The organism is Streptomyces shenzhenensis, from assembly GCF_021462265.1.
In the GTDB taxonomy this organism is placed as follows: Bacteria; Actinomycetota; Actinomycetes; order Streptomycetales; family Streptomycetaceae; genus Streptomyces; species Streptomyces shenzhenensis.
In genome coordinates this window covers 1-20,268 of the sequence record NZ_JAJONF010000073.1, presented here as the reverse complement: position 1 = coordinate 20,268, position 20,268 = coordinate 1, and the positions used below count along the sequence as shown (strand labels likewise).

Below are 20,268 nucleotides of genomic sequence, written 5' to 3'. Positions count from 1 at the left end.
GTGGAGCGTGACAGTGACGCATGATGAGTACCTGCGGCAACTGACCGCGCGGGCGAAGGACGGCACCATCCCGCAGGGAGAGGTGAAGGAGATCGCCCAGACGATTTCCGAAGGCCGGGCCGGGCAGGACCTCTACCGGCTGTTGTACGTGGTGGCCCGTGCGGGCGGTCCGGCGTACGAGTCGCTGGTCGCCGGCTATCTCGTCCATCCCGAGGACCCCGAGGTCTCGGCGCTCGTCGTACAGGTGCTCACGGGGCACTGGAGAGTGGGAGCGAAGTACCGGACGCAGATCATCGAGTTGCTGGGTTCCCCCGAGTGGGACCTGAGTGACGACGTGTTCATGGCCGCGGTCTCGGGTGCGGGAGAAGTCCTGCACGACGCGTTCGACGCCGAACTGCTCCGCGCCCTGCTCAAGCTCGCCGAGGAAGGCCGCGGTGAGTACGACGACGATCTCATACGGCGTCTCGCGGTGGAGGCGATCGCCCGAGCGCTGGGTGCTGGCCACGCCGAGTCGATGAGACCGCCCGAGGGCGTTACGCGCGCGGAGTGGTCACAGGGCCTGCTGAGGGCCGCGCACGACCGATTGCACGAGGCCGAGCCTCAGCCCTGAATCCGGTGTGCACGGACTTCGATCGTGGCTTGAGCCATCCTTGGTGTGCTTCTGCAAGGAGGCATTCCGGCTGCTGCCCGCTCCCATGGCCTGGGCGGGGTCAGACCCGAAGTGGTGCTCTTTGACTCCTCCGAACCGGGGGCATGCCCATGGCGTGCCCTTAGGACCGGTAAACCACGGTCGACAGCGGTGCGGTCCGTCGCGCCCGAGCGGCATGCCAGAACACATAGGGGAAGGTCAGGCGCTATCCAGCTCGGCGAGCGCCGTCGTTTCCCAAGCTGAGAGCGCGAGTTCGATTCTCGTCACCCGCTCCATGAAGAAGGCCCAGGTCAGGGACCCGGGCCTTTTTGCTGTCCATGGTGTCCTTGCGCGTGGCGCCGCAGCGGGTCGAAGCCGATGGACAGTCCCCGGCGACGGTGCGTGAGCACGCGAGTCGGCAGGACTCGCCGTCGTCGGTACAGACTGCCGTGAACGCCTCGACGAACTTCTCCTCGCCGGCGACGGGCCGCATGCCGGGTGATCCTGCGGCGTGGCCCTCGTCACCCCGGTCGAAGCCCGAGAGCGGGGGGCGGCCGGAGGAGTCCCGGACTTTTCGTCCGGGCCCTGTGCGCGGTCGTGTCGGAGGCCGGCTCTAGGATTGGCCGACCCGTAGCGCTCTGCGAGCGGCGCTGAAATGGCGTGGGCGGCGGGCATTTGGTTTCCTTGGGGGGATTCATCGAGTGAGACTTCGCGTTGTTCTGCCTGCTCTGACAGCCGGTGCACTGCTGACAGCCGTACTGGCCCTTCCGGCAACCGCCGCCGACTCCGCGACATCTGTGCCGCACGAGTCGGAGTCGGGTGCCACCGCGAGCCCGTCCGTCGCTGCGAGCCCGGGGCCGGCGGACACACCAACGGGCCCTGCGGCCGCCACACCGACCGACACCGCCGGCCCGGTCCCGTCCGACACCGCCGGCCCGGTCCCGTCCGACACCGCCGGCCCGGTCCCGTCCGGGACCGCGACGTCCGCCCCGACCGAGAGCAGCCCGGACCCGCACCAGTTCGAGGTGTACGGAGTCGGCAACTCCTGGCCGGACCACTGGAAACTCTCACTGTCCGTCTACAGCGCCACCGCGACGGTCGCGGGCATCACTGCCCGCTACCGGCCGCACGGGGCGCCCGCGGACGCGCCCGACGCCGCCACGACGTCGGACTTCGTGCCCAATCCCTACTACGGCGGTCAAGTCTCGGCCGACCGGCCCGCCCTTCCCGCCATGGGCGTCTACGACGTCTCCGTGGACGTGACGGACAGCTCGGGAAACGTCGAGCACTTCCCCGACGCCGGCGAGTTCACCTACGCGGCGCAGGTGTCCGTCGGGAAGCTGGCGTCCGACCGGAGTTCCGTGGACTACGAGCACCGCTCGTACACCGTCTCCGCCCCGATCACCGTCACCGACCCCAGCACCGGCGCGGTACTCGACCCGGCCGGTGTGTCGGTTGCCCTTGCCGATCCGGAGGCCGGGGTCCCGTCGGAAACGGTCGCGGTCGCCACCGCGCGGGCGGACGGGCGGGTGGCCGCAGCGGTCACGGTGAAAGACCGTGTCACCTACCGGACGGCCGGTGCCGACGGCACCGCCATCGCGGGATACCCGTATTTCCTCGACACCGGCGATCAGACCTCGCTCACCGTGCCGGCGACGGCGGAGACCACCCGGATTCGCATCCTGAGCAAGACCGACGTCGACGTTCCCAAAGGCGGCCGCACCACGATCACCGGGGTGCTCGAACGGAAGGTCGGGTCCACGTGGGTGGGCACGCCGGACCAGAAGATCTACACCATGGGCCCGGCCTCCTTCTCCGCCACGGTCAGGACCACCGCCACCGGCACCTTCGCCGTCAGCACCGGCACCGCCGGTGCGTACTATTTCAACAACTACTGGGACTACGATCCCTTCCTCCTGACCGCCGACAGTGATGCGACACCGGTATATGTGCACGTTCCGTCACCCAGCCGCGTCACTCCGTTCCACGTCAGCGAGGACGAGTACGGCGAGGCGGTGATCGACGGCCATCTGGACCTGCACGGGGCGGAGTTCGCGAGCGGTACGCACTCCATGACGATCCAGTACTCGTCCAACGGCAAGACGTGGCACACCGTCGGCAGCACCCGGATCGGCCGATCGGGTCTCGCCGGCGATGAGTTCATGACCTACGCGACCTACGACGGCCAGGCGAACGGCTACTGGCGGGCATACTTCCCGGGCACCCCGGACTACTCGCCCTCCTACAGCGCGGCGGTCAAGATCTACCGCACCCCCACCCGCGTCACCGGCGGCAAACCCAGCCATACCACGGTGCGCAAGAACACGTACGTGACGTTCGGCGGCCATCTTCAGCAGCGCAGTTCGTCCGGCGCCTGGTCCGGCATCTCCCATACCTACGCCTACCTGGAGTTCCGGGCCGCGGGAAGCAAGACGTGGCACTACGTCACGCGCGTGAAGACCGACACCAAGGGCACCTACCACCTGAGCGGCAAGGCAACTCACGGTGGCACCTGGACTGTCGTGTGGTTCACCTCCGACAGCCACCACATCGACTCCAGCGGCCCGGAGACGTACGTCCACGTGCACTGAATTGTTCCTCGGGCCGAAGCCCGAGGAACAACTGCGGGATCCAGCACCGCCATTGCCTGGGCCGTGTCGACGGCGGCGCAGCGGGCCCTCGCTTGATCGGTTGTGTCTGTGGAGTGCCTATGCTTGGCGGACTTCTTTGATTTGAGGGGGAGTTGTAAGTGGCACGACGGAGATCGCTCGCTTTCATCGGTGTGGCCGCGCTGGTACCGCTGGCCGCCTCCGCCGTCTCCGCGCAGGCGGCGTCGGGCTCGCTGACGGTCACCACGCTGGGGCGGCACGGAGCCAAGGTCTCGACGACGGTCACGGTCGTCGCCGTGCCGTCCGGCCAGACGTACAGCGTCAAGTCGGGGAAGCGGATCAGCCTGCCGGCGGGGCGCTACCTCGCGATGACCGACATATACGAGAGCGCCACCGACGGACTGGGCACCGACACCATCGGCGCGCAGGTCGTGACGGTGTCGGGCAGCAAGTCGGTGACGATCGACGCGCGCAAGGGCAAGGCCGTCAAGGTGTCGCTCGACACGCCCGCCGACGTGACCGACCCGCCGCGGATCAGTGCGCAGGTGTGCGCCGCCGACATGGACATGCCCTCTGCCTTCAGCGCGGGCGGCTGGAACGACGAGGGAGCCCTCTACGCCATCCCGAACTCGTCCAAGCTGCTGCAGTTCGGGTATCTCGCGCAGTGGTCCGGCAAGGACAGCTACGTCGCCGTGAAGAAGACCACGGGCATCCCGGCGGCGCCCGGCGGGTCGTTCAAGCGGTCGGGGCTCGCGACGATGCGCTTCTCGGTGCGCGCCGGGACGCAGATGGGCACTCAGGTCGACACCGCGCTCCAGGTGGCGCCGAAGACCGATGACTGCACGACCGACCTGATGGCGCAGGTGCGCGACGACAACGCGCCGTACAGCGCCACCGTCCATCTGACTCCCGGAACATGGCAGCCGCGCGACGACATCTTCGGCAGCAACGGCGACGACGTCAGCGGCGGCTTCCCGAGCCCCAGGACTGTGAAGGCGGGGCAGAGCCTCACCCAGTCCTTCGGCCGGGCCGTGTGGGGCCCCATGCACAATCTGCCGCTGCTCGGGCAGAAGTCCGTCACCTTCTCCCCGGACACCATGATCGGCGACCTCGACATCGGCGGCTCCTGGGGGGACGTGACGAAGGAGACGGTGGTCCTGTCCAAGGGCAGCACCACCGTCAAGAAGCAGACTCTCACCGACTGGCGCACCGGGCCCGCCGAGTTCGCCGCCCCCGTCCGCTCGGCCGGCTGGTACCGCCTGACCGTCGACGCCCACCGTTACCGCCCGGGCATCACCTTCCCGGCCGGCATGCTCTCGCCGCGGGCGACCCTCGACTGGCACTTCAAGGTGGCCGACCCGGCCAAGGCGATCGTCGCACCGGTCTTCCTGACCCGCTTTCTGCCCGCCGGTCTGAACAGCCACAACCAGGCCGCGCCGAGCAGCACCACGACGGTCGGCGTGAGCGCCGGGCGCGCCTCCCAGGGCCCCGACACCAAGCTCACCAAGGTGACCGCCAAGTCCGTCCGGGTCTGGTCGTCCGCCGACGGCGGCAAGACCTGGAAGGCGGCGACCGTCAAGCACTCCGGGGCGACCTGGCAGGCGTCCGTCCACAACCCCGCCTCCGGCGCGGTCGCCCTGCGCTCGGAGGTGACGGACTCCGCCGGGGACCGCTCGGTGGAGACGGTGTACCGGGCGTACGCCATCGGCTGAGGGTTTTGCTCCCTCGATATTCCGACAGCCCGGAGGAGTCCTGCCTCCGGGCCGCGCCCGGCTGACGGGGTCCGCCGCTGCTTCGTGTGCTCATACAGGGCCGGCTCGCCGGCCGAGGTCCTGCGGGGTGCCTCCGGAGGCGGCGAGCCAGCCGTGGGCCAGGGTGCCGGCGGAGGTCTTGACGCCAGACGACCGCCTGGCCGGAACCGGAGATGTCGCCCGCGCCGGGCACGGAGGTCGTCCGCGGACGCGGCGACGGCCGCGACAGCGGTGCCGGCCCGGGGCACGGCGAGCGCTGTGAGGGCGGCTGCCGGGACGGCGAGGAACCGGCGTCTGAGGGGAGGCACGGCGACCCCGGTCTCTGTTCCAACGTCAAGGAACGATCTTCAAAGCCTGCCAATGCGCTGGTCTGCGTGGCCCCCGCTGCGGCAAAACTTCGTGCAAACTTCCGACGTTTCGCAAGACTTGGGTCGATCACCGGCATCCGCCGTCCCCAACCTGACCTACTGTCCAGTCAGTTCCAGCGCGAAGGTCCGGAGGGGGACGCATTCATGGGGCGGAGACCAGCACTGGTGGCCCTCGCGGTTCTGCTCACCGGCTGTCCCGCGGCGGGCGTCGCCCACGCGGACACCGTCACAGGCACGGCCTTCTACGTCAACGACGAGGCCGCCGGGTGCAACGACACCGGTCCGGGTTCGGCGACGGAGCCCTTCTGCCAGATCCAGCCGGCCGCGAACGCCGCGGCGCCCGGGGACACCGTGCGCATCGCGGGCAACAGCACGTCCTACGCGCCCGTGACCATCAGGTCCACGGGCACCGCGGACGCACCCGTCACCTTCTCCGCCGCAACCGGCGACGGCTCGCTCGTCACCGTCGCAGGCCCGCACCCGGCCACCGCGATCGCCTTCTCCGGTGCTCGGTACGTCGACATGACCGGGATCCGCACCAGGGCCGCCGGGGCGACCGCCCTGGCCGTCGAGGACTCGCAGCACATCACCTACCGCTCCGCCTCCGCACAGAGCAACCTCGCCGACGGCACCGCGGTGATCGCGATCGACGGGTCCTCCTCCGACATCTCCCTCACCCGGCTCAAGGTCGACCAGTACTCCGGGCCAGACGTCAGCAGCGCGGCCGGAGCGCGGAACATCACGCTGGCCGGCGACATCTTCGACGGCGGCGGTGTCTCGGCCGTGGGCACCACGGGCATCGACTTCGCGGGTGACACGTTCCGGACGGTCTGCGGCGCGATCAGTCTGACCGACGGCAGTTCCGGGTCGGTGGAGAACACCGTCGCCCTGCCCTACTCCACGACGACCTGCTCCGCCACCACGGCCGAGCTCACGGTGGACGCCGGCTCCGCCCCTCAGGTCACCGCGGACTACAACGCGTTCAACCCGCCGTCGACCGGGACGAACTACAACTGGGCCGGCACCGCCTACGCCACCGCCCGGGCATTCCGGGGGGACACCGGCCAGGGCGCCCACGACCTGGACCAGACGGATCTGACGATCCCCGCGGGTGGGCTGCCCGAGGAGCACTCACCACTCATCGACTCGGCCGACTCCGACGCCCCCGGCGAGCTGTCCACGGACGTCGACGGCCGTCCCCGGGTCGACGACCCCCTGGTCGCGGACACCGGCACCGGCACCGGCCACGACGACCGGGGCGCCACGGAGTTCCAGGACCCGTTCACGGTGAGCGGGCTCACCGTCCGCCGCGGGTACGTCGGCGTTCCGACCACCGCCGTCGCACGGCTGAGCAACCCGTGGTCGGACTCGCTCGACGGCCTCACCTACACCTTCGACTTCGCGGACGGTACGACCGTCACGTCCACCACCGGCTCGGCCACCCACACCTACACCCAGGCCACGTCGAGCACGGGGATCCAGGCCTCGGTGTTGGTGAACAGGGCCGACGGCACGCGGGTCGGTGCGGCCGACTACTGGGAACGGGTCGATCCGGTGCCGGACCTCACCCCGACGATCGGCTGCGGGACCGGCCCCTCGCTGCCGGATGCCGCAGGCTGCACGTACGACACCGGCTTCGACCCCTACCCGATCACCAGTGACCGGATCACCTTCGGCGACGGCTCGGCCGCGCTCTCCGTCACCCCGTCCAGCGACGTGGTGCGGCACACGTACAAGGCGCCCGGCACCTACACGGTCACGCAGACGGTCACCGACTCCGACGGGCGCACCGCCACCGCGACCGACCCGATCACGGTCGGCGCGGCCTTCGTCGCCCACGGTCCCGTACGGCTGCTGGACACCCGGTACGGGACGGGCGCGCCCAAGCGGGCCGTCGGCGCCGGCGGTGTGGTCCGGCTGAAGATCCTCGGCGTGGGCGGCGTCCCGGCGTCCGGGGTGACGGCGGTGACCCTGAACGTCACCGACATGGGCGCCACGGCGTCCAGTTACGTGTCGGTCTACCCGGACGGCGCCGCCCGCCCAAGCGCCTCGAACCTCAACTTCCGTGCCGGGCAGGTCAATCCGAGCCTGGTCACCGTCCGGGTGGGCGCCGACGGCTACGTCGACCTCTACAACGCGCACGGCAAGGTGAACCTCGTCGCGGACGTGGAGGGCTACTACACCACCACCAAGCCCAGCACCGACGACGAGTCCATGACCGGCCTGGCCATGGTGACCCCGACCCGGGTGCTGGACACCCGCGACGGCACCGGGGCGGCCAAGGGCGCGGTCGGGCCGCGCACCACCACGACCTTCACCTTGCCGAAGTACGCCCGGGGCGTGGCGACCGTCGGCGCCGTCCTCAACGTCACCGTCACAGGAGGCACCGGCAGCGGCTACGTCACCGTGGACTGCGGCGGCCCCACCACTCCGTCCACATCCAGCCTCGACTACCGGGCCGGACAGACCGCCTCCAACCTGACCGTCCCCTGTGTGAGCGCCGGCAAGGTCCACATCTACAACAGCGCCGGGCACGTCCAGCTGATCGCCGACCTCCAGGGGCTGTACACCAACGAACTGGCGGACGGGGCCGACGACCCGGTCGCCCCCCACGGCGGGCCGTTCGTGACGACCGCGCCCACCCGTTTCCTCGACACCCGCACGGGCCTGGGCGCGTCCGCAAAGCCGCTGGGCGCGAACGGCACCCTCACCGTGAAGCTCACCAGGGTCCCGGCTGGAGCCACCGCCGTACTGGTCAACCTCACGGGCGTCGCCCCGACCGCGGCCACCCACCTGACCGCCTACGGCGACGGCACCCTGCCGATCACGTCGAACGACAACCTCACGGCGGGCCAGACCCGCCCGGTCCTCGCCGTGGTCCCGGTCGGGACCGACGGTTCCATCCGCATCCACAACGCGCTCGGCTCGGTCGATGTCGTCGCCGATCTGGAGGGCTACTACGGCTGAGGCAGAAGCCCCCCAGCGCAAAGGCCGCTGGCATGCGGCCTCTTGCCTGGGGGCCTGCCTGGAACATCATCCGAGCGGCGGGTCGATGACCCGCCGCTCGACGCTGCCCGCACGCGTGTCTCCAAGCCTTCACCCAGCGCTCCCGGAGAGGTCCCGCATGGGCAGACGCGTGCTCGTACGAGGCGCCACCGCCACCGGCCCGCTGACGGCCGGCGGCGTCTGGGGCAGCAAGGACGTCACCGCCACCGACACCGACGAGGAAACGGCACCCCTGTGCACTCGCGACGGCGCGCTTCAACCGGCATAGGAGTCCTCGGCCCCTGTATGCCCAGCTCACGGACCCGGAGTCGATCCGCGATCGCTGGTCGGACGCCGACTGGTTCGCCTGGCGGCGTCCTGGCATGTGTACGAGGGCCGGGGGGACGTCACGCCGGCAGGCAGGCTGAGCGGGCAGGGTTCCAGCCCTCGAAGCGGCCACGGGAAAACCTTTGGTGGGGTAGGCGACCCATTGCGTCGGCATTTCTGGGCTGAGTGGTCAGCCGGTGTACACAGTCCACCTTTGCCAGGCGTTGCCGCCGTTGCAGCCCTCCTCGCGATAGGCGTACAGGGTCCCGAAACCGCCGTCCAGGCAGACGCGCCCGTCGAAGGTGAAGAACGTCTCGGGGGTCCAGCCGTTGGTGGTGGCTCCGGCCCTGGCCACAGCCCATATGGAACGGGGGTCGTTGTACGAGCAGGGGATCAATTCCACGTCGGAGGAACCGGCGGAGGCGCCAGAGGGGCCGGTGCCCGGTCCGACGGCGTACAGGCAGTAGCCAGGGCCGCTCGGGTCGTCCGCGGTGGTCTGGATCTGCACGTAGGCGGCGCCTCCGGCGTCGGGGGCGGCGCTGATGATGCGAAAGTACGTGCCGCCGTAGCCGCAGGAGTCGCCTATGCCGGCCGACGAAGAGTTGCGTTCGATGACGCAGTTGCCGCTGGCATTGTTCTGCAGGGTGGTGCTCGGGATGTTGAGGGTTGCGCTCGCGCTTTGCATGCCGAGGGTAAGGGCCGTTACGCCTACGGCCAGAACCGTGGCGAAGCTTCTGGTCCGCTTCCACTTTCGTGCCATCTTCAAACTCCGATCGTGTGCGTGTCCCTGTTTCCCCCGGGGTGTGCCCATGGGGCTTCCTGGGCCTGAGCTGAGAGTCCCGAGCGAAAGCATGAAGTGCATCAGTGACCCCGTGGGGACGCTACGGACGCGGGTCCTCGAACCGTCCTGGTTTCGTCCTAATGCCAGGTCAGGCTGGCGATCGGCGTTGGTCACCGGGGTGACGTGGCGTGGTGAGGCACGAGGTGAGAACTCACCACCTCACCCGCGCCTCACCACGGCTGTCCCGCAAGACGTGCTTCGGCTGACGACGGCAGGGCGCAGGTGTACAAGTCGGTGGCAGGCGGAACGGCGGTAAGGGACGATCGTGAGGGCACGGCGCCCTTCTCTCGCCGCACGTACCCGAACTCGTGCCGGTGTTCAGCGGTGCGGTGCCGTGCTGACGACGGATCGATGCTCGGCCCGGCCTTTCCACGGCCGGGCCGGAGAGGACGCATGTGCCACTCGCTCTTGAAGATCACCTGGCCATTACCGAACTGGTCTCGTTGCATGGTCACCTTGTTGACGACGGAAGCCTTGACCGGTTGGAGGAGTTGTTCACCTCCGATGTCGTCTACGACCTCACCGACTTCGGCCAAGAGCCGCTATTGGGAGTGGCGGCCATCCGAGAAGCGGCATGGGCGCTGGGAGCCGCCAACCCCGTCGCGCATCACGTCACCAACGTCGTCGTCACGGTGTCGGCGTACGGCCGGGTGCAGGTCCGGTCCAAGGGGCTGGGCATCAAGGCGGACGGCTCCTGCGGTTCCGTCTCCTATGACGACACCGTCGTGCGCACCGCTGGCGGCTGGCGGATCAGCCATCGCAAGATATCGCCCCGCCGTACTCCCTTGGGCGGGCTGACGAAGTCCGGCTGATCAGGCATGTCTCGCCTGGCCCCAGCCGGTGCGGGCAAGGTTGTGCAGGCGGGCGATGCCGAGCATGGCGTGATGGACACCGTCGCTTGTGAGGCGGCAGCCGCGAAGGGTCTTCCAGGTCCTCATGCGCGCGAAGACGTGCCCGACACGGAGCACGCCGGCCGAGCCCGGCGGGTGCGGCGGACGGCTCCGGTACAGCCTGCTGCACCACCGCTTGGGGCGCCCACGGCAATGATCCGCGGATGCGGCGCTGATGTGCTGGACACGTCACGTCAGCCGCATCCGGAGGGACACCACGGTGAGCACCCAGGCATCCGTCACCAGTGACATCGACATCCAACCCGCCGAGCGCGGGCCGAGGGCCCCTGCCGGTCTCCGGGGCAGTGTCGGCCGCCGCCCCCTGACCTGGTTCTTCTCGCTGGCCTACCTGCTGAGTTGGCTGGCCTGGACACCGTACGTCCTGTCGGAGAACGGCCTGGGTGTCCTGCACTTCTCCTTCCCCGGGGCCGGCGGCACGAGCGAGCTTCTGGGCGTTCTGCCCGGCGCCTACCTCGGCCCGATCACCGCGGCGTTCCTGGTCACCGCGGGCTCCGAGGGCCGTGCCGGACTGCGGGCCTGGGTGGGGCGGATGACCAAGCTGCGGGTCGGCTGGCGCTGGTACGCCGCTGTTCTCCTGTCGGTGCCCGCCGCACTGGTCCTGGCCTCGTCCGCGCTGGCCGGGCGCGGCCCCGTCCTGCCGTCCGCCGCGGTGCTCGCCGCCTACCTGCCGGGGCTCGTCGTGCAGATGGTCACCACGGGTCTGGCCGAGGAGCCCGGCTGGCGCGAGTTCGCCATGCCCCGCCTCCAGCGACGCCACGGCCCGGTGGCCGGCACCCTCGTCCTCGGCCCGCTGTGGGGTGCCTGGCACCTGCCGCTGTTCCTGACCGAGTGGGGCGACTGGATGGGCGGGTCCTGGACCGGGCCGGTGGAGTTCATCGCCACCGCGATGGCGATCAGCTTCGTCATGACGTGGGTCTTCAACCGCACCGGCGAGAGTCTGCCGTTGGCCATGCTGCTGCACACCAGCGTCAACAACTTCATGTCCCTGGCGTGGTCGTCGATGTTCCCCTCCTTGTCCCAGGGGACGGCCGCGCACGCCATTCTGCTCAGCTTCACCGTGGCGGCCCTCGTCCTGCTGGTCGCCACCCGCGGCCGGCTCGGCTGCCCGCCCTCTCCCGCCGCCGGCGGACAGCCGGGCGCGACGGCCTGACCGGCGCGACGGACTGGCCGGGGCGGCGACCCGCACCGCGGCCCCGGTCGGTGCGGTTGCCGTGCCTGCCGCGCTCGCGGCCGGCGACCCCGTCGGAGGTCCGGCGCTCCGTGAAGGGGAGGGACTGGGCCGCGGTCGCCCCGAGGACCGGCCGTACAGTGGCCGACGGCAGCGGTCGCGGCGCAGGCACGCGGGACGTGTTCGGTGGGCCTGGTTCTCCGGCCCGGTGCCTTCCGCGGTCGGGGTTCTGCCTCAGGGCCGTACCGGTGCGTGACACAGGCCACAGGAACTCCTCTGGTGTCGCGGAGAGAAGTGGTCGTGAAGGACTCAGAAAACGATGTGCGCCGCCGCGTGCGCGAGGGGGACCGTGAGGCGTTCGCCCAGCTGTACGAGGAGTTCGCCCGCGCCGTGTACAACCACGGGTTGCGGCTGACCGGCGATTGGTCGACGGCCGAAGAGGTCATGTCAGAAACGTTCCTGGCCGCCTGGCGGACCCGCGCACGGGTGCATGAGGACGGCGGCTCGCTGCTGCCCTGGTTGCTGGGCATCGCCACCCACAAGGCGGACAACGCCCTCCGGGGACAGCGCAGACGCCGGCTGTTCCTGGCGCGTCAGCCGCAGCCGAGCGCGCAGGAGGACTTCGCGCCCCGCACGGTGGGACGCATCGACGACGCACGGCGGCTGCACGCCGTGCACGCCGCCCTGGGCCGGCTGCGGCGCCAGGAACGGGAGGTGCTCGCCCTGTGCGTGTGGTCCGGCCTGGACTACCAGCAGACGGCCGAAGCCCTGGGCATCGCCGTCGGCACCGTGCGGTCCCGCCTCTCGCGGGCCCGCAAGAGGCTCGCCCGGCTCGCGGAAGAAGACCGGGAACCACTCACCACCCGCGGAGAGATGACAAGTGCGGCCGCGATCGCGGCCCTGCCCGTGCGGGAGGAGCTCACATGAACGACAGGACCACCGGCGCTTCCCCGGAGCGGAACGGCGACCGCGAAGAGATCGCCCGTCTGCTGCCGGCCCCGGGAGACTGGGACCTCCCGCGCGAGCAGCACCTTCGTCACAAGGAACTGCTGATGCACCACATCGACCGAGACCAGGCGACCCGTACCCGCCCGGCCCGCCGGCTGCTGCTGCGGCCCGCGCTCCTGGCGCCGGCGACCGCACTGACCCTGGCCGGCGTGCTGGTCGCGGGAATCGCGCTGAACGACAGCGGCCGGGAGCGCTCCGGCACCGCCTCGCACCGTGCGGCCACGGACATGCAGCCGGCCGCGGCGCTCCTGGGCCGGATCTCCGACGCCGCGGAGGACCGCACCACGCCCACCGTGCGGGACGACCAGTTCGTCTACACCCGGGAGAAGACCCGCGGCGCCGACCTGACCAGTGGGAAAGCCGTCCTCGGCCCACTGACGGACCGTGAGGTGTGGGCCGCGCAGGAGCCGGGGCCCCTGCACAGGCTCGGCCTGATCCGGGAGAACGGTGAGACCTTCCCCGTCAACGCCGAACTGGGCGACACCGACGGCACTCCGGCAGGGCTCAGCCGACCCACCTACCGCTGGCTCAGCTCGCTGCCCACCGACCCCGACAAGCTGCTGGCCTATCTGTACGCCAAGACCCCCCAGGCCAAGGGCCGGGAACGGGACCAGGCGGTCTTCGAGCAGATCGGGTCCCTGCTCGGCGCGGTGATGCCGCCCGCCACGGCCGCCGCCCTGTACCGGGCCGCGGCGAAGATCCCCGGTGTCGCTCCGGCCCCGCAGGCCCGCGACGCGATCGGCCGCCGGGGCCTCGGCATCGCCCGCGACGACACGCGTTACGGCATCCGGACCGAGTGGGTCTTCGACAAGAAGGACTTCACGTTCGTCGGCTCCCGCAGCTATCTGACCAGGGACACCTCGTACGGAAAGACCGGCACGCTGCTGTCCAGCGAGGCGGAGCTGGAACACGCCGTCGTCGACAAGGCCGGCCAGCAGCCCGCGGAGGGGGGTACCCGGACCGATCCCCAGAGCTGACCGTTCGGCCTCGGCGGGGCCCGGTGGGATCGCCGAGGTGAGCCCCGTGGTCGGGTGCCGCACCGCCTCGCCGTCCGCCGCGGTTCAAGCCCACCCAAGAGGCACTCGAACGCCGCTCCAGGCCACTTGCGCCTGGTCTGCCGCACATCGTGTGACGCATTGCCCGTGACCCGCACCCCGGGACGACCGGACGGCGGCGGCTCACGACGCGTGCCCTGCCCACCCGCTACGACCGTTCCCGAGGAGCGGAGAGGCGTCGTCAGCGCGGTGGGCCCCGGCCGTCGTCGTGGGCCGCGCCGTCAGAACACGCCCTTGTACCCCTGCCAACCCGAGGCGATCTTCGTGCGGGGCCCGAACGAGCCCGAGCCGTTCCCGGTGTTGCGCCACAGGTTGCCCGAGGTGTCGCGGGAGACGACGTCCGCTCTGCCGTCGCCGGTGATGTCGCCGACGCCCACGACGGCGTTGTACGACGAGCCCCAGCCGGAGGCCACTCTCACCCGGGACCTGAAGCCGCCGGAGCCGTTGCCGTCGTAGCGCCAGAGGGTGCTGGAACGGTCCTGGGCCAGGAGGTCACCGCGGCCGTCGCCGTTGAAGTCGCCGACGCCCACGATCTTCTTGTAGCCCGACCAGTTCCCCGCGATCTTGACCCGCGCCGACAGCTTCCCCGCGCTCGTGCCCTTGTACAGGAAGAGTTCTCCCGTGGACGCCTTGCGCGCGATCAGGTCGGGACGGCCGTCGCCCGTGATGTCGCCGGGCGAGGTCAGCAGGTCGTACTGGTTCCAGCCGGTGCCCAGCGAGGTGTGCGGGGTGCTCGTGAGGAAAGCCTGACCGCGCATGGTCCGGTACACCCGCAGCTCGCCACTGCTGAACCGGACGAGGATGTCGTTGCGCCGGTCGCCGTCGAGGTCGCCGAACGGGACCAGCGTCACGGAGGAGGGCCAGCCCGAGGCGGACATGGCCTTGTCGAAGCCGCCCGTCCGGTTGCCCGGGCGGTAGCTGATGACGCCGGAGGAGCTGAGGGTCAGGGCGTCGCCGACGCCGTCGGGCGCCCAGCCGGCGCCGCTGGTGAAGTCGTGGCGTACGGCGGCTCCGTCGGACACGTTCACCGTCCGGGTCACCGTCAGCGCCGGCCCTGATCCGTCGGCGGGCGGGGCCGTGAGCCTGAAGGTGTACATGCCGTTGGGGACGAGTGCGCCCGCGGTGTTCCGCGTGTCCCACCGTGCGGTCAGTGTGCCGTCCACCTCCCCGCCGGTGAGCGTGCGGACCACGGTGCCGGTGGCCTTGCTGGTGAGCGTGGCGGTCCAGGAGGCGGCGGGCTTGGAGAGCAGTCCGCGCCACTGCCACCACGGGCTGCCGGCCGCGCCGCTCTCCGACGCGTTGCCGGTCGCCTCGGACTCGACGGCGGAGAGTCGCTGGGTGGCGACCCCGCTGGGCACCAGGTGGATCCGCTGGTCCGCGTCGACGTAGGCCGCGGGACCGCCGAACTTGTCCACGGTCCAGGTCACCCCGCGCAGGCTGGAGGTGCCCGCCGCGAGGTCGCCGATCTTGCGGGTGGTCGCGGTGCCGTCGGCGAAGGAGGTGAGGAGGAGCGCGCCGGCCGAGGTGTCGTGCCGGACGAGGTAGCCGTCGCCGAGCACTGCCTGGCCGGACGGGACGGGGATGTTCTTCTTCGCCGTACGGTCCCAGACGCCCGCCGTCGCGGTCGGGCCGCAGGACCAGTAGATCCAGCGGCCGACCGCCTGCAGCTCCTTGGGGACGCACGGGGCGCCGGTGCCGACGGTGTCGGTGACCTTGCCGGTCTTCAGGTCCTTGGCGGTGACGACACCGGTGCCGGAACCCGGCGTCCACAGGCTGGTGCCCCAGACGGAGGCGGCCGTCACGGAGCGCGTGACGATGGGCTCGAGGTCGCTGTAGACGCCGAGGTCACCCACGTACTGCCTGGCGGGAGAGGAGCCGTTGACGATGGCGTAGCGGCCGGTGGCGTCGAGGACGGCCCCGGAGGCCGAGGGCAGGTAGAAGAAACCGGCCTGGTCGTTGTTGTCGAGGGACTGGACGAACGAGCCGACGGGGTCGGACTGCGCGGTGAACGTCACCGCACGGCCGTCGCCGGTGGCGTACGGGCCCACACCGAGGCCGTCCCACTTCCGCCAGGTCGGCGTGCCGGGCGTTCCGTCGGCGGCGATCCGGCGGGTGTAGTAGGCGCCCATGAGGCTGCTGTCGGTCTGGTCGGTGGCCAGGGTGCCGTTCTGCAGCGACAACCGGCTGATCTTCGCGGCCGCCGGCGGTACGGCGGTCAGCTCCGTCAGCGTCGGGGCGTCCGCCCCCGTGTCGGTGATCCTGCGTACCGCCCAGTGCCCGGCGTCGGTGCCGCCCACGGTCAGCAACGTGCCGTCCGGTGCCGTGACGAGGGAACGGTTCGCGTGCCGGAGCAGCGTGACCGGGTCACCACCCGTGAGGGGTACGGCCATCAGCCGCTCGCCGGACTTGTCGGCCAGATCGTACGGGCTCGTCGGCACGGAACGGGCCACCACCAGCCAGCGTCCGGCGATGCCCGCGTACGAGGCGCCCTCCGTGCCGGGCAGCGTCACGGTGGTCTCGGCGGCGGAGAGGTCGGTGCGGTCCAGGACGTGTGCCACCGTGCTGTCGGACCGGTACCAGACCAGCCGGTCCGCGCTCAGCGCGACGGCCGTGGGAGCGAGGGGCACGGTCACATCGCCGGTGACTCTCGCCGCGGCCAGGTCCACCAGGGCCAGGTGCCGCTCGCCGTTTCCCAGCGCATAGCCGATGACGGCGGTGCCGCCGTCGCCGCCCAGCACGCTGAAGTTGGCCGTGATTCCGGTCGGCCATCCGGCGACGGGGGTGCCCTCGGCGGGCGCGCCGTCGCCGTAGAGCCACAGCACGCGGTTGCCGTCGGAGTCCCGGGCCTGGGTCAGTACATGGGTTCCGAAGGTGGCCTCGTATGTGCCGTGGGTGATGGCGACATCCGTGGCGGTGCCGGCGGACAGGTCCCGGAGGACGACCTTCTGCGTGGGCGAGGCGACATCGGCCACGACGTCGGACGACGACCCCAGGTACGCGGGGAATTCGAGTCGGGCCAGCTGGCCCAGCTCGGTCGTCGTGCCGGTGTCGTACGACGTCCACAGGTAGCCCGAACGACCCTCCTGGGCATGCAGGTAGCCATTGGGGCCGGCGCTGTAGATCCGGTCCCCGCGCGGTATGTAGCGGTCCGCCTGGAAGACCTTCTCCGCTGCGAGGGCGGTGCCCCCGACACCGTTGTCGGCATCAGCCGTGACGGCGAACGGGCCGGGACCGGCGGTCACGGTGAGAACCGCCAACACGGCGACAACGCCACGGGCGGTGGTACGACGGGCCATCGCCGCCTCCTGGGCCTCTCAACGAAAAAAGGCATGACGGGACGGCGGCGGCCGATCAGGCGCGCATCTAAAGTGCTGCGGAAATGCCCAGCCCCCCAGCTGCCCCCCATGCAAGCGGCACGAGAATAACAGCAAGCCGATCGGGCCGCGGGCCGCAAGACCGCCGCGGTCGCCCCGCCGGAACCGCCGTGTGGCCTTCGTCTCCCTGCCGGGGGTCTCGGCGTGTTCGTCGGCATGTTCGTCAGCTGACGGCGGCAGCCGCGCCCAGGGCGTCGAGGGAGGTCACAGCGTTGCGAGCGGACAGTCCCGACGGCAACGGTGCGGCCCGGGAGAGCAATTCCTGTGGTCGGGAAGTGAGAAATCGACACGGCGCCCGAGAAATATTCCTGAGACGGGAGTCGGCCAGGAATTGTGCACCGCGTGGGGTCGCTCACGGCGTGCTACTGTCAGTATCAGTTGCAGGTGTGGTTGCCAGAAATGCTTTTCCGGCGGCTGATCATCACGGCGACACGGAAAGCGCACGGAGCGCATTCCTGACACCGTCTCCGAAGGAGAAACAAAATGGCTACTGGCACCGTGAAGTGGTTCAACGCGGAAAAGGGCTTCGGCTTCATCGAGCAGGACGGCGGCGGCGCCGACGTCTTCGCCCACTACTCCAACATCGCCGCCCAGGGCTTCCGTGAGCTGCTGGAAGGCCAGAAGGTGTCGTTCGACATCGCGCAGGGCCAGAAGGGCCCGACGGCCGAGAACATCGTTCCCGCCTGATGCGTCGACACTGACACATACTTAGCAGCTGGGGCCCGCACCTTGGGGTGCGGGCCCCAGTTCGCTTCATTTTCAGGGCGATTCAACCCTGGTTTTTCGGCTCGTTCTCGCGATTCTCTGCGCCGTTCGTTCCACTGCGGAAAATTCCTTGATACGCGCCCACGTCGAGGAAGGTTCCACAATGAACCGTGCCCGCACGACTCGCACACGCGCACCCCGCACGTACGACCGTTTCGGAGGAAGCGCTGCCGTCGGCCGCTCCGGTGCGCCGAGCCGCTCCAAGGGGATCGGAAGCCGGCGGGCCCCCCAAGGTGAGTTCGCACTGCCGAAGACCACCACACCGGCGTTGCCCGCCGTCGAGACGTTCGCCGATCTCGCCATGCCGACGCCGTTGCTGGCCGCGCTCGGCCACGAGGGTGTGACCGTACCGTTCCCCATCCAGGCGGCGACCCTGCCGAACTCGCTGGCCGGCCGTGACGTGCTCGGTCGTGGCCGTACCGGGTCGGGCAAGACCCTCGCCTTCGGCCTCGCGGTCATGGCCCGCACGGCAGGCCGGCGCGCCGAACCACGGGAGCCGCTGGCCCTGATCCTCGTACCCACCCGGGAACTCGCCCAGCAGGTCACCGACGCGCTCACCCCGTATGCCCGTGCCGTCCGGCTGAGGCTGGCCACCGTGGTCGGCGGAATGTCGATCGGCAGGCAGGCGAGTGCGCTGCGCGCCGGGGCCGAGGTCGTCGTCGCGACCCCGGGGCGGCTCAAGGATCTGATCGACCGGGGCGACTGCCGACTGCGGGACGTCGCCGTCACCGTCCTGGACGAGGCCGACCAGATGACCGACATGGGCTTCATGCCCCAGGTCACCGCCCTGCTCGACCAGGTACGGCCGGAGGGGCAGCGGATGCTCTTCTCGGCGACCCTGGACCGTAACGTCGACCTGCTGGTCCGCCGCTACCTGACCGACCCGGTGGTCCACTCCGTCGACCCGTCGGCCGGTGCCGTCACCACGATGGAGCACCACGTACTCCACGTGCACGACGCGGACAAGCACCGGACGACCACCGAGATCGCCGCACGGGACGGCCGGGTCATCATGTTCCTGGACACCAAGCACGCCGTGGACCGGTTGACCGAGCACCTCCTCAGCAGCGGCGTCCGCGCCGCCGCCCTGCACGGTGGCCGGTCCCAGCCGCAGCGCACCCGGACCCTGGCCCAGTTCAAGGACGGTCACGTCACGGTCCTGGTCGCCACCAACGTCGCGGCCCGCGGCATCCACGTCGACAACCTCGACCTGGTCGTCAACGTGGATCCGCCCGGCGACCACAAGGACTACCTGCACCGTGGCGGCCGTACGGCCCGTGCGGGGGAGTCCGGCAGCGTCGTCACCCTGGTGACACCCGGCCAGCGCCGCGACATGAGCCGACTGATGGCCTCGGCCGGCATCACCCCGCGCATCACGCAGGTGCGCTCGGGTGAGGCGGAGCTGAGCCGCATCACCGGCGCCCAGGCGCCGTCCGGTGTCCCGGTCGTCATCACGGCTCCGGCCGTGGAGCGTCCCCGCCGCACGTCCTCCCCGTCCCGTGGCCGTCAGGGCCGCACCGGCCAGGGCCGGCCCGCCGGCGCGGCGGTGCGCCGCAGGGCACAGCGGCGCACCGCCACCGACTCGGCGGCGTAGGCCCGGCCCGACCCCGCAGCCGCGGCGGCCTCCCCAGGCCGCAACGGTCACCGAGCCGGCCAACCCTCAGCACAGGAGCATCTTTGACGCCCACTCAGACACAGTGCCGCGTGGCGGACCTCGCACCGATGACCATGGCCGACGGCATGGAAGCGTACGGGCCCCGGGTCTGTGACGACATGACCGTCGAGGTGGCTCTGGCCGTCATGGCGGGTGCGCGTGTCGAGTACCTGACCGTGTGCGACGGGGACGACCAGAGCACGGGTTCGATCACTCTGCCCCGGCTCGCCGCTCTCCGTGCCAGTTCCGCGTACACGGACCGCATCCGTCTGCGGGACGTCCTCGGCAGCCGGCTCCGGCCTGTTCCCGTCCGCGGCTGATCATCCCGCCCGGGTCAGTTCCTTTCCGTTCCGTCCAGCCTGGGAGGCATCATGCGTTGTGTCATCGCGCGGTACCCGTTCGACCTGACCAAGACCGGGGTGCTGGCCTCGATGAAGGGCGTCAAGCCCGAGCCGGTCACGGGCGCGTCCGTGACCATCGGCCGCCGCCGCTACCCCGTCAAGCAGGTGGGCCAGGTCGCCACGGGACAGGATCGCCGTGACTTCACCGGCGGCGAGGTCACCCGGGCCATGGCGCGCCTCGGCTTCACCTGCCACGACGGCCCCGAGGCCGCGCCGGTGAGCGTTCACCTTCCGCTCCGGACCCCGTCGGCGCCGCTCGACGGGGCCCGCCCTGTGGACGTGTGAGGACGGGCGGGCAACCGCCTTCAGGATTCAGGTGGGGGCTCTGCCGACACGCGTCGGCAGAGCCCCCACCGCTGTGTCCTCGTCCGCTCGGAGACTCTTGGCCGAGCGCCGAGCGCCGAGCGCCGAGCGCCGAGCGCC

15 protein-coding genes are annotated in these 20,268 nt (G+C 70.6%); 13 read left to right on the top strand and 2 right to left on the bottom strand.

Annotation, left to right across the window (positions count from 1 at the left end):
• Positions 1–13: 13 nt before the first annotated feature.
• The 5 genes from LQ326_RS44245 (at position 14) to LQ326_RS44225 (ending at position 8,630) form a co-directional block, all read left to right on the top strand.
• The gene (locus tag LQ326_RS44245; RefSeq protein WP_234544786.1) at positions 14–610 is read left to right on the top strand and encodes a hypothetical protein; all 597 of its coding nucleotides are present in this window, start codon (positions 14–16) and stop codon (positions 608–610) included.
• Positions 611–1,653: 1,043 nt separating this feature from the next.
• Complete coding sequence (locus LQ326_RS44240; RefSeq protein ID WP_234544785.1) at positions 1,654–3,219, top strand: hypothetical protein; 1,566 nt, start codon at positions 1,654–1,656, stop codon at positions 3,217–3,219.
• 158 nt (positions 3,220–3,377) lie between these two features.
• A complete protein-coding gene (locus tag LQ326_RS44235; protein ID WP_234544784.1) occupies positions 3,378–4,949 on the top strand; it encodes a hypothetical protein in 1,572 nt (523 codons plus the stop codon).
• Positions 4,950–5,500: 551 nt separating this feature from the next.
• Positions 5,501–8,323 carry a PKD domain-containing protein gene (locus tag LQ326_RS44230; RefSeq protein WP_234544783.1) on the top strand — a complete coding sequence of 941 codons (2,823 nt, stop codon included), beginning with the start codon at positions 5,501–5,503 and terminating at the stop codon, positions 8,321–8,323.
• Positions 8,324–8,480: 157 nt separating this feature from the next.
• Complete coding sequence (locus LQ326_RS44225) at positions 8,481–8,630, top strand: hypothetical protein (protein ID WP_234544782.1); 150 nt, start codon at positions 8,481–8,483, stop codon at positions 8,628–8,630.
• A 228-nt stretch (positions 8,631–8,858) separates the two neighbouring features.
• Here LQ326_RS44225 and LQ326_RS44220 read toward each other — a convergent pair whose 3' ends face one another.
• Positions 8,859–9,353, bottom strand: coding sequence for a hypothetical protein (locus tag LQ326_RS44220; RefSeq protein ID WP_234544781.1), 495 nt, complete (start codon positions 9,351–9,353; stop codon positions 8,859–8,861).
• Positions 9,354–9,904: 551 nt separating this feature from the next.
• Between LQ326_RS44220 and LQ326_RS44215 the strand changes: the two genes are divergently transcribed.
• The 4 genes from LQ326_RS44215 (at position 9,905) to LQ326_RS44200 (ending at position 13,573) form a co-directional block, all read left to right on the top strand.
• On the top strand, positions 9,905–10,321 hold the full coding sequence (locus LQ326_RS44215) for a nuclear transport factor 2 family protein (protein WP_234544780.1): 417 nt from the start codon (positions 9,905–9,907) through the stop codon (positions 10,319–10,321).
• 298 nt (positions 10,322–10,619) lie between these two features.
• The gene (locus tag LQ326_RS44210; RefSeq protein WP_234544779.1) at positions 10,620–11,570 is read left to right on the top strand and encodes a CPBP family intramembrane glutamic endopeptidase; all 951 of its coding nucleotides are present in this window, start codon (positions 10,620–10,622) and stop codon (positions 11,568–11,570) included.
• A 339-nt stretch (positions 11,571–11,909) separates the two neighbouring features.
• Positions 11,910–12,515 (top strand): RNA polymerase sigma factor, encoded by a 606-nt coding sequence (locus tag LQ326_RS44205; protein ID WP_234544792.1) that lies wholly within the window; start codon positions 11,910–11,912, stop codon positions 12,513–12,515.
• Positions 12,512–13,573: a CU044_5270 family protein gene (locus LQ326_RS44200; protein ID WP_234544778.1), complete on the top strand. Its 1,062-nt coding sequence runs from the start codon at positions 12,512–12,514 to the stop codon at positions 13,571–13,573. Before LQ326_RS44205 ends, LQ326_RS44200 begins: the two co-directional genes overlap by 4 nt.
• 299 nt (positions 13,574–13,872) lie before the next feature.
• On the opposite strand, the gene LQ326_RS44195 is transcribed toward LQ326_RS44200, so the two are convergent.
• Positions 13,873–16,947, bottom strand: a complete 3,075-nt coding sequence (locus tag LQ326_RS44195) for an FG-GAP-like repeat-containing protein (protein WP_234544777.1) — start codon at positions 16,945–16,947, stop codon at positions 13,873–13,875.
• A 561-nt stretch (positions 16,948–17,508) separates the two neighbouring features.
• On the opposite strand from LQ326_RS44195, the gene LQ326_RS44190 reads away from it, so the two are divergent.
• The 4 genes from LQ326_RS44190 (at position 17,509) to LQ326_RS44175 (ending at position 20,130) form a co-directional block, all read left to right on the top strand.
• The gene (locus LQ326_RS44190) at positions 17,509–17,712 is read left to right on the top strand and encodes a cold-shock protein (RefSeq protein ID WP_004986771.1); all 204 of its coding nucleotides are present in this window, start codon (positions 17,509–17,511) and stop codon (positions 17,710–17,712) included.
• Positions 17,713–17,893: 181 nt separating this feature from the next.
• A complete protein-coding gene (locus LQ326_RS44185; protein WP_234544776.1) occupies positions 17,894–19,384 on the top strand; it encodes a DEAD/DEAH box helicase in 1,491 nt (496 codons plus the stop codon).
• Positions 19,385–19,494: 110 nt separating this feature from the next.
• On the top strand, positions 19,495–19,764 hold the full coding sequence (locus LQ326_RS44180; protein WP_234544775.1) for a CBS domain-containing protein: 270 nt from the start codon (positions 19,495–19,497) through the stop codon (positions 19,762–19,764).
• Between the two features lie 51 nt (positions 19,765–19,815).
• Complete coding sequence (locus LQ326_RS44175; RefSeq protein WP_234544774.1) at positions 19,816–20,130, top strand: SCO5918 family protein; 315 nt, start codon at positions 19,816–19,818, stop codon at positions 20,128–20,130.
• Positions 20,131–20,268: the final 138 nt, after the last annotated feature.

What these genes read in the sequence shown, in the direction of transcription:
- LQ326_RS44230 (WP_234544783.1), top strand. Translation starts at nt 5,501, where the DNA reads ATGGGGCGGAGACCAGCACTGGTGGCCCTCGCGGTTCTGCTCACCGGC.
- LQ326_RS44225 (WP_234544782.1), top strand. Translation starts at nt 8,481, where the DNA reads ATGGGCAGACGCGTGCTCGTACGAGGCGCCACCGCCACCGGCCCGCTG.
- LQ326_RS44220 (WP_234544781.1), bottom strand. Translation starts at nt 9,353, where the DNA reads ATGCAAAGCGCGAGCGCAACCCTCAACATCCCGAGCACCACCCTGCAG.
- LQ326_RS44200 (WP_234544778.1), top strand. Translation starts at nt 12,512, where the DNA reads ATGAACGACAGGACCACCGGCGCTTCCCCGGAGCGGAACGGCGACCGC.
- LQ326_RS44195 (WP_234544777.1), bottom strand. Translation starts at nt 16,947, where the DNA reads ATGGCCCGTCGTACCACCGCCCGTGGCGTTGTCGCCGTGTTGGCGGTT.
- LQ326_RS44190 (WP_004986771.1), top strand. Translation starts at nt 17,509, where the DNA reads ATGGCTACTGGCACCGTGAAGTGGTTCAACGCGGAAAAGGGCTTCGGC.
- LQ326_RS44185 (WP_234544776.1), top strand. Translation starts at nt 17,894, where the DNA reads ATGAACCGTGCCCGCACGACTCGCACACGCGCACCCCGCACGTACGAC.
- LQ326_RS44175 (WP_234544774.1), top strand. Translation starts at nt 19,816, where the DNA reads ATGCGTTGTGTCATCGCGCGGTACCCGTTCGACCTGACCAAGACCGGG.